This window comes from Actinopolymorpha sp. B11F2, assembly GCF_040195635.1.
Taxonomy (GTDB): domain Bacteria; phylum Actinomycetota; class Actinomycetes; order Propionibacteriales; family Actinopolymorphaceae; genus Thermasporomyces.
The window spans coordinates 23,907-31,771 of record NZ_JBEFTX010000029.1 but is presented as its reverse complement, the minus strand read 5'-3'; the positions used below and the strand labels follow the sequence as shown (position 1 = coordinate 31,771).

Genomic DNA, 7,865 nt, shown 5'->3' with positions numbered 1-7,865 from the left:
AAGAGCTTCTGCACGTCTGGGACCAACCGCACCTCGACGCGCTGGCAGAAGATGCCCGACTTGTCATCAGCGAACTGGTCACCAACGCCGTCCTGCACGGAGGCGACAACCCAAACGCCCTGCACCTGCTTGTCCGCGCCGACCAAGACGGCAACCTCTACCTCGCCATCACCGACGGCCCGCTCAACCCCCCAGTGGTACAAGAACTGACCAGCCACGCCGAACACGGCCGCGGACTCGCCATCATCGAGCAACTCACCACCCGCTGGGGAATCGAAGCCGACGACACCGGCGGAAAACGAGCCTGGGTAGAACTAGGTCAGCACAACCCCAGCGACCACAACGACAGCAATGAATCGGATGCTGCGGACCGTCACCTCATCCGCGAGCCGCCCCTCCAACGCGATGAGGAGATCAGCTCGACACGCGAGATGCGCACGCGAGGGCTGAGGTCTATCGAACCCGGTGCGTCGCCCACCGAAGGTGACAGACCTGCGCTACCGCGTCCTACGCCCGGGATTGTGACGCCGTCGCAAGCGCACGGGCTTGACCGGCCCCGCTCCCTCGGGAATGGCTCGTTGCGCGGACAACCGCGGAGAGTGGTTGCCCAGTGACGCGACCGGGATCGACATTCACGAAGCGATGAGGCAGATCGGATGTCCAGCTGGGTCGAGCACAACGACTAGCTGATTCGGGTCGCGGTCGTAGGGCTGGTACGGCGGGACCATCCCACCTGACTGGATCACGAGGGCGACCGCCGCCTCGATGCCGCTGATGCCGCACTCGAAGTGGATCATCTTCGTTTGGCCCCCCACGTGTTCTGGCCCCCCACGTGTTCTGGCCCCCCACGTGTTCTGGCCCCCCACGTGTTCTGGCCCCCCACGTGTTCTGGCCACACAGGTGGCACGTACCAGTCCTGGGCCTGAATGTTGATGAACGTGTGGCGTGGATCGCAGAGCGAAGCCCACTTCTCCTCGAGGTGGACCACCTTCCGCCCCGAGCGTGGCGACGTAGAAGGCGACCATGTTCTCAACCTGATCCGGTCCGCAGTCGATGCAAACACCACCGAACTCGATCACCGTGTCTGCGTGTTCCTGTTCCACCGGGCTCGCTCCTCCCAAGCCAGTAGCTGTGTGATTGGGCGCCATGCTCCAGCTACTGACCCCCGCGAGCGTAGGCCGCCCGTCAGACCTTGAGCCGTGCCACTATGTAGTGCCATGGGTGTTGCGGGTCGCTGCTGCGATACTCGTCGATCGCGGTGGGTTTGAAGCCGAGCTTCTCGTACATCGACAGGGTGTCTGCGTGGTCCAGGCTTCGGGCCGTGACCGGGCATGCATTTACCTGGCTAATGCCGGGGATCTCCTTGCTCGGCCAGTTGTCCCAGAGGTAGTCGGTTATCTCTGTTGAACGCCAGCCGTGCGTCTTCCGCAGCTTCGCCAGCATCGGGTCGCGGTGTAGGAAGGTCATCGGTATCGCCTCGATCCAGCCGCCGCCGCGCGCTTCTTGATCGCTCCCACGGCTGCCGCCAAGGCGACGCACCGGGCAGGGTGGCGCCGATCGCGGCCACGAGCCCGGCGTGGGCATCGCAACCTGGCGGAGCTGAGGACCGGGGTTGCGTCGTCAGCAGGAAGCTTCAGGTCCTATTCACTGGAGAGCCGTTGCAGTGTCTGTGGCTAGACACGGTGAGGCAATTTCCTGGCCACAATCCACGATGCAGGAGGTTCACTGTGACTCGCCCACGTTCTCGCGACCTGATCCAGGACTGGACTCCGAGCCGGCGGCGGCTTCTCGGCCTGTCAGCGCTCGGCGCCGCCACGGTGCCGCTCGGCATCGGAGCTGGACCGGCCGGTGCCGTAGAGCCGCTCCGGTTCGGCGTGATCGCGGATTGCCAGTACGCCGATGTCGATACTGCCGGTACTCGCCATTACCGCGAGTCGGTGCACAAGCTCCGCGAGGCGGTGGCGGCGTTCAACGATGCCGACCTGGACTTTGCCCTTCATCTGGGCGACTTTGTCGATCGGTTCGCCGAGAGCTTCGCCGACGTTGTGCCGATATTCGAGAAGCTGCGGATGTCGAAGTTCCACGTTCTCGGCAATCATGACTTCCAGATGCCGTTGGGCGAGCTGCTCGAGACCCTGCGTATGCCGGCGCCGTACCACCACTTCCGCCGCAACGGCTGGCGCTTCGTCGTCGTCGACACCAACGACATCAGCCTCTACGCCAATCCCAAGGGCTCGGAGAAGTACGAGCTGGCCCGCGCGATGCTTGACCGGCTCACGGCCGAGGGTGCGGTCAACGCCCAGACCTGGAACGGCGCGGTGGGAGAGGAGCAGCTCGCCTGGCTGCGCCGCGTCCTCGACGGCGCCCGCTCCCGCGGCGAGAGGGTGGTACTGAACTCTCACCACCCGATCTACCCGAAGAACGTCCACAACACCTGGAACGACGACGAGCTGGTCGACTTGGTTACCTCGTACGACAACGTGGTCGCCTGGTTCAACGGGCACAACCACCACGGCAACTACGGCTTCGCCGGCGGCAAGCACTTCGTGACGTTCCAAGGCATGGTCGAGCTCGACACGAACGCGTACGCGACTGTGCGGGTCCTCGAGGACCGCTTCGAGATCGACGGCTACGGCCGTGAACCCGACCGCATCGTTCCGTTCGGCAGACCGGCCACGGAACTGGCCGCCACAGCGGGCTGATCGTTGACATTGCTGATCGTTGACACTGTCGTGCGACGAGGCAACTGCATGACCGACCCTGCGGTGTAGCCCGGTGTGGCCTGCCACGCGGTTGAGAACCGATCGCGGGACCCTCCCGACCAGTCACGAAGTCCGCTGGCACCCAGCTGGAAGCCCCTGCCCGAGCATGCCGATGCGAGCACGTTCTGTGGGCCGTCGGATGAATAGACGACGTCGATCTGCCGGGCACCCTGTGGAACGTCGCGGGATGTAGTACCAGTCGGGAATGCTGGGCTCGAACTTGCCGGTTGCCGTCTCGGTCTGTTGTGTCGTGGCCGGCACAGGTGCGGCGAATGCACGAGGTGAACTGGACCAGGTTGGTCAGGAACGCAGGTGACGCGCCTGAGTCCGCGTCGGCGAGTGCTCGGCCACTGTTCTGCTCGAGATTCGGGGAACGGCTTATCCCTTACTTCGCATGCGCTTCCCGTCTGGGACATCGCCGGTTTCGATTCGACTGGCTGGATCTGGACGACAACAGTCGTTCGATCCCTGGAGCCATCTCGTGCTGAACTCGCCTGCATCCTCCGTCCCTGGTGACCGGACCGCTCGTGGTCCCAGCCGCCGCGCGGTGCTTCTCGCGGGCGGGGTGGGCGGAGCCTCCTTGCTTACGCCGTTGCCCGCGGCCGCCGCAGCGGGCTTGGTCCGGTCCGGACGCCGGGCGGTCAGTGACGGCGTCCAGTCTGGCGACGTCTCTGCGACATCCGCAGTGCTGTGGGCGCGGGCGGATCGGCCGGCACGGATGTTCGTCGAGGTCAGTCCGACTGAGTCGTTTCGTCGGGTACGACGGGTCACCGGCCCGATTCTCGGCCACGGCAGCGACCTGACCGGCAAGACCGTCCTCCGCGGACTGCCCGCAGGTCAGGACGTGTTCTACCGCGTTGTGCTCTCCGATCCCGATGACGACACGCGCACAGGCGAACCTGCGGTCGGCCGATTCCGCACCGCGCCTGCCGGAGTCGCCGACATCCGCTTCCTCTGGTCGGCCGACCTCGGCGGTCAGGGCTGGGGAATCGACCCTTCCCGAGGCGGCTACCGCATCTTCGAGTCGATGCGGAGGCTGGACCCAGACTTCTTCCTCTGCTCCGGTGACCTGATCTACGCCGACGGCGTGATCCCAGCCGAGAAGCCGCTGGCCGACGGTACTGTGTGGCGCAACATCATCACGCCGGAGAAGTCCAAGGTTGCCGAGACTCTGGCTGAATACCGCGGCAACTACCGCTACAACCTGCTCGATGAGAACTTCCGCCGGTTCAACGCCGAGGTTCCGCAGATCAACTCCTGGGACGACCACGAGGTCACGAACAACTGGTACCCGGGCGAGATTCTCGACGACAGCCGCTACACCGAGAAGCGGGTCGACGTCCTCGCCGCCCGCGCCCGCCAGGCCTTCCACGAGTACCTTCCGACCAACATCCGCAGCGACGACGAAGGCCGGATCTACCGGGTGCAGCGGTACGGCGACCTGCTCGATGTGTTCGTGATCGACATGCGGTCCTACAAGGACCCGAACACCACCGGACTCGAGACAGCGAGCGACGGCGGCGTCTTCGGACGCCAGCAGCTCGAGTGGCTCAAGCAACAGCTGCGGGCCTCCCAGGCCACCTGGAAGGTGCTCGCCGCGGACCTGCCGATCAGCCTCGTCGTCCCCGACGGCGCCGCGATCGAGGCCATCGCGCAGGGCGAGCCAGGCAAACCGCTCGGCCGGGAGCTCGAGATCGCCGACCTCCTCTCCTACGCCAAACGCCACCACATCACCGGAATGGTGTGGGTCACCGGCGACGTCCACTACACCGCCGCCCACCACTACCACCCCACCCGTGCGAGGTTCACCGACTTCGACCCCTTCTGGGAGTTCGTCTCAGGCCCGCTCAACGCCGCCGTCGGGGTCGCCCCGGAACCCAACCGGATCGACGCCACCTTCGGCCCGGAGGTGGTCCACTCGCAGGCTGCGCCCACCGCCGACGTTGGCAACCCGGCCTTCGGCTACCAGTTCTTCGGCGAGGTCGCCATCGACCGCGACACCCGAGCCATGACCGTAAGGCTCCGTGACATCGACGGCAGCATTCTCTACACGGTCGAGCTCCCACCATCGGACTGAAGGCACGTAAGTACGCGGGTCGCGATGCCGGCATGTACGCACCGGCTCGGCTCACGGAGCTGTCACCGACGGCTGTATCGCGAAGACGTTCGCTCCGTCCGGACGGCAGACCCTCGCCGCAGTCGTCTGCAGCGGGCCGGCCTCGCCGTTGCGGCGCAGCGAGGCCCGGTTGTAGCCGTCGCTGCCCATGAACACCCCACCTCGCATCCATGTGCCATTGACGCGAGGGGCTGGAGCATCAGTCATTCGTCAGAATGCCGGTCGGCAGCCGCATCGAACGAGGAATACGTCGGTGTGGACTGGAGCGCCTGCGCGAGCGGCTTGGTGGGACACCCCGTGCGGCAGGTCTTCACTGTTGGGCTACCGGCCGTACCCGTGGCGGAAGCTGTGCACTCCTAGCGTTCTTCGGGTTGGCCGCAGGGCGGTCGTATCCATTCTGGAGGTCCCATGCTCAGCCTGTCCTCACGCTGCCGAACCTTGAGTGTGTTCGGCGTCTTCTTTGCGCTAGCGAGTGTGCTGCTGGCACCCTCGGTCAGCGCCTCCGCTGCAACGACCGATGCAGTGGACGGGATTGGCCCGGTATACCGCGGTGAGCTGCACGTGATGTCGTTCAACCTTCGGTTCGCCAGCAGCACGCCGCCGAACTCCTGGCAGGAGCGGCGTCCGGTCATGCGTGAACTGCTCCGCAGAGAACTCCCCGACGTGATCGGAACCCAGGAAGGTCTCTACCAGCAGCTGCGAGACATCCAGGCCGACCTGCCCGCGTACTACGACAGCATCGGGCAGGGGCGGGACGGTGGCTCGCAGGGCGAGGCCATGCAGATCTTCTACGACAGCCGCCGGCTCGATCCGCTGGAGTACGGCCACTACTGGTTGTCCGACACCCCGGACGTGGTGGGCTCGAAGACGTGGGGCGGCTGCTGTCCGCGCATGGTCACCTGGATTCGCTTCTACGACAGCGAGGCCAACGTCGAGTTCTATTCTGTCAACACGCACTTCGAGGCATTCGACGCCGAAGCGAGAGCGAAGTCGGCTCAGTTGATGCTCCAGCGGACCGAACGATTCGACCCAGACCTCCCGATCGTCATCACCGGCGACTTCAACGAACCGGCGGCAGCCGGCCAAACTGTCAACGACATGCTCGTGGCCAACGGTCCGTTCATGGACAGTTGGGAAGTGGCCGAGTCGCGAAGTCCGTTGTACGCCACCTTCCACGGCTACCGGCCGCTCGTGCCGGGCGGAAGCCGTATCGACTGGATCCTGACCACACCTCAGGTGCGGACCCGTGTGGGCTTCATCAACACCTTCCAAAAGAACGGCCAGTTCCCGAGCGACCACCTGCCTGTGCAGGCAGTGCTCCAGCTACCCACCGGCTGAGTCCGCCAGATAGCCACATAGGGGCCGACGTACGTGCGGCTCACGTCGGCCCCCCTCTGGTCCTCGCGTAGTGGCAGTGGTGTCCTCGATGAGGAGCGATGCCGCCGTGCCGCTCGCGCGTCAGGCGGGTCCGGTGCCGGGCACTCCCAGCTGCGCCGCGCTGCGGATCGTCCAGGTGCTCGCGGGCTGCACATGCCATCGTGTGGGGGCTCGGACGCCGGTCCGCCAGACCGGCCGCGTTCATCAGGAGTTCGCGCGACAACTGGTGGTCTTGTCATTCTCGCGGTCTTTGATTTGGGATGTCGAAAGGGCACGGCCTTCGAGGCTGCGCACGCAGGGTCTTGTCAGGCAGGCAAGCCGGCGTGCGTGCAGGCCGCCATTCTGAGTGGGGGTTCTGGGTGTCCAGGCGGAGAAGCACGGTCTGCGGAAGCGACCGGTGCGCGGACCGCTCGCCGCGGCCAGGGAGGGGATCGGCGCGCACCGAGTCGATGACGTTGCTCGCGGTCGTTCTCGCCTCGGTATGGGCCGTCTGCCTGCTCCCTGATCCGGCAGCTGCTCATACGCTGGATACCCAGGGCTTCTCCGAGATCGCCCAACAGGGCGACGACGTGCGCTACGAGCTGGTTGTCGACTATGCAGCGTTCGCGACGGTCGCCGGTGTAGGTGAGCCGGGGGACACCTCGACCGATGACGCCGAGCGGGAGCTGAAGAGGGGCCAGGACGAGGCGGCCGAGTACCTCGATCGGCATCTGCAGGTGCTCGTGGACGGAGTGGTCTGCGACGCCGTTGTCGACGACACGGGTGTCGAGCAGCGCTTCGAGCAGCCGTACGCACGTGTCTCGGTGCTGTTTGACTGCCCGGGTACAGGCGAGTACGAGATCCAGTACTCGGTGCTCGTGGGGGACCTGGACCCGGGACATGGCAATGTGGCCAGCTACCACCTGGCGGACGAGACTGGGGAATTCGTCTTCGACGCCGAGCACAGGGAACTGCTCGTGGGCGAGGCAAGCCTGGTCCGCCAGGTGTACCGGTTCGCGGCTTTGGGCTTCCATCACATCCTCGGCGGTTTGGATCACATCCTCTTCGTGGTAGCACTCTTGATCGGTGCCAGAGGACTGCGCGAGGTGCTGGCCGTGGTGACCGCGTTCACGCTGGCGCACAGTGCCACGCTGGTGTTGGCCGCCATCGACGTGTTGACCGTGCCGTCGTCCGTCGTCGAGCCGCTGATCGCCCTGTCCATCGCCTACATCGCTGCCGCCAACGCCCTCGCCAGACCTGGAGCGAGGTATCAGTTGCCGGTGGTCTTCGGCTTCGGCCTCCTGCACGGCATGGGCTTCGCCGGAGCGCTCCAGTTCAGTGGCGATCTTGACTGGTCGGCGGTCTCGTCGCTGGTGAGTTTCAACATCGGCATCGAGCTCGGGCAGGCGCTCATGGTGGCCTTGCTCCTCCCGATGTTCCTCTTCGTACGCACGTTCACGTGGTCGAGGTACGTACATTTCGGCGCGAGCGGTGTGATCACGATCGTCGGCATCGTGTGGTTCGTCGAGAGGCTCGTGCTGGCATAGCTGAACGGTGTTCTCCCCCTCGGCCGATGGACGGTCAGTCCGACAGAGGCCAACCCCCTGACTTCTTCTCCCGAACGCAACGTC

The 7,865-nt window shown here is 65.4% G+C and carries 8 protein-coding genes; 5 read left to right on the top strand and 3 right to left on the bottom strand.

What is annotated here, in order from left to right; all coding sequences use genetic code 11:
- Positions 1 to 8: 8 nt before the first annotated feature.
- Positions 9 to 614: an ATP-binding protein gene (locus tag ABN034_RS34725; protein WP_502879135.1), complete on the top strand. Its 606-nt coding sequence runs from the start codon at positions 9 to 11 to the stop codon at positions 612 to 614.
- A gap of 18 nt (positions 615 to 632) precedes the next feature.
- On the opposite strand, the gene ABN034_RS32885 is transcribed toward ABN034_RS34725, so the two are convergent.
- On the bottom strand, positions 633 to 1,148 hold the full coding sequence (locus ABN034_RS32885) for a VOC family protein (RefSeq protein WP_349694857.1): 516 nt from the start codon (positions 1,146 to 1,148) through the stop codon (positions 633 to 635).
- A 37-nt stretch (positions 1,149 to 1,185) separates the two neighbouring features.
- A complete protein-coding gene (locus ABN034_RS32880) occupies positions 1,186 to 1,467 on the bottom strand; it encodes a hypothetical protein (RefSeq protein ID WP_349694856.1) in 282 nt (93 codons plus the stop codon).
- A gap of 260 nt (positions 1,468 to 1,727) precedes the next feature.
- On the opposite strand from ABN034_RS32880, the gene ABN034_RS32875 reads away from it, so the two are divergent.
- Entirely contained in the window at positions 1,728 to 2,702 is a 975-nt protein-coding gene (locus ABN034_RS32875; protein ID WP_349694855.1) for a metallophosphoesterase, read from the top strand.
- Between the two features lie 640 nt (positions 2,703 to 3,342).
- Positions 3,343 to 4,839 carry an alkaline phosphatase D family protein gene (locus ABN034_RS32870; RefSeq protein WP_349694854.1) on the top strand — a complete coding sequence of 499 codons (1,497 nt, stop codon included), beginning with the start codon at positions 3,343 to 3,345 and terminating at the stop codon, positions 4,837 to 4,839.
- Between the two features lie 51 nt (positions 4,840 to 4,890).
- Here the strand turns inward: ABN034_RS32870 and ABN034_RS32865 are convergent, their stop codons facing one another.
- Complete coding sequence (locus ABN034_RS32865; protein ID WP_349694853.1) at positions 4,891 to 5,028, bottom strand: hypothetical protein; 138 nt, start codon at positions 5,026 to 5,028, stop codon at positions 4,891 to 4,893.
- A gap of 294 nt (positions 5,029 to 5,322) precedes the next feature.
- On the opposite strand from ABN034_RS32865, the gene ABN034_RS32860 reads away from it, so the two are divergent.
- Both ABN034_RS32860 and ABN034_RS32855 read left to right on the top strand, forming a co-directional pair.
- The gene (locus tag ABN034_RS32860; RefSeq protein WP_349694859.1) at positions 5,323 to 6,216 is read left to right on the top strand and encodes an endonuclease/exonuclease/phosphatase family protein; all 894 of its coding nucleotides are present in this window, start codon (positions 5,323 to 5,325) and stop codon (positions 6,214 to 6,216) included.
- Positions 6,217 to 6,704: 488 nt separating this feature from the next.
- Positions 6,705 to 7,781: a HupE/UreJ family protein gene (locus ABN034_RS32855; RefSeq protein WP_349694852.1), complete on the top strand. Its 1,077-nt coding sequence runs from the start codon at positions 6,705 to 6,707 to the stop codon at positions 7,779 to 7,781.
- Positions 7,782 to 7,865 lie beyond the last annotated feature (84 nt).

Excerpts from the sequence above, each read along its gene's own strand:
- ABN034_RS32885 (WP_349694857.1), bottom strand. The coding sequence starts at position 1,148 with ATGGCGCCCAATCACACAGCTACTGGCTTGGGAGGAGCGAGCCCGGTG.
- ABN034_RS32880 (WP_349694856.1), bottom strand. The coding sequence starts at position 1,467 with ATGACCTTCCTACACCGCGACCCGATGCTGGCGAAGCTGCGGAAGACG.
- ABN034_RS32865 (WP_349694853.1), bottom strand. The coding sequence starts at position 5,028 with ATGGGCAGCGACGGCTACAACCGGGCCTCGCTGCGCCGCAACGGCGAG.
- ABN034_RS32855 (WP_349694852.1), top strand. The coding sequence starts at position 6,705 with ATGACGTTGCTCGCGGTCGTTCTCGCCTCGGTATGGGCCGTCTGCCTG.